The 1,107-nt window shown below is 44.9% G+C and carries 2 protein-coding genes; both read left to right on the top strand.

All coding sequences use genetic code 11. The features are described 5' to 3' along the window. On the top strand, positions 1-604 hold a 604-nt coding region (locus A3757_RS00345), incomplete at its 5' end, for an arginase family protein (protein ID WP_068738945.1). Between the two features lie 149 nt (positions 605-753). Continuing rightward, on the top strand, positions 754-1,107 hold a 354-nt coding region (locus A3757_RS25965), incomplete at its 3' end, for an alpha/beta fold hydrolase (protein ID WP_197469597.1).

Genomic DNA, 1,107 nt, shown 5'->3' with positions numbered 1-1,107 from the left:
CACAACAAATATAATTGAGCGCGGTGGTTTCCCTATTGGCTTAGGCGGCGAACATACGGTGACCTATGGCATTATTAAAGGGCTTCTGGATGCTGGCATAGATGACTTTGGTGTGGTGCAAATCGATGCCCATGCCGACTTGCGCGAAGCGTACGAAGGCAACCCGTATAGCCACGCCTCCGTAATGAAACGCATCGTTGATTTGGGTGTCCCTTTATTTCAGCTGGGTATTCGCGCGTACTGCGAAGAAGAAATGCGGACTCGCAAAGCACACGGTGTACGTCATATCGATGCGGACATTTTAGTGCCCCAAAATATCCAAAAAATAGATTTGCCTGATAACTTCCCGAGCAAAGTGTTCTTTACGCTAGACATTGATGGCATGGACCCTTCCGTATTTCCCTCAACAGGCACGCCCGTGCCAGGTGGGCTTGGCTGGTATCAAACATTGTCCTTATTTGAGTCAGTCGCAAAACAATGCGAAATCATCGGTTTCGATATTACCGAGTTCGCACCAATCAAAGGCTTTCATGCTTACGAATTTTCGGCAGCACTCCTGACATATAAAATGATGGGCATTATTGAAAGGCTTCAATCTAGGTAATTTACCCACCGGTAAGATTCATTTCTCATTATTGTGGCTCTCTTTAAGTCTGAATTGGCATTACTCTAACTGACCAAATAAATGTCCATCTCACAGAGTGTTTGTTCTTTGTGGGTAAGGTTATATGAGTTCCTTAAGATAGGTTGATTATGAGAATTAGAAAAAAAGCCGCGCTAACTGTTTTGGGTCTGCTGATATGTGTTGTCAGTGTAAGCTTCTTGTATGTAAAGCGCCTTGCTAAAGGTGACCTGCCAAAGTGGGACCCTGAAGGCTATTTAACAGTCGATGCCAATGGCATGAAATTCTCGGTAAATGTTCGTGGCGATAAGGTAAATACGCCGGTTATATTACTTCATGGCTTTCCTGAGTCTGCGGTTATGTGGGATAAGCTTATGGATGAGCTTGCGACCAAAGATTACTACGCTATTGCCCCCAACCAGCGTGGCTATAGTTCAGACGCTAGACCTGGCGAGCTTAAGTCGTATGAATTAGATTACCTGGTT

It is taken from the genome of Oleiphilus sp. HI0117, from assembly GCF_001635235.1.
Note: the sequence above shows the minus strand (reverse complement) of the source record. Positions and strands in the feature narration are given on the sequence as shown.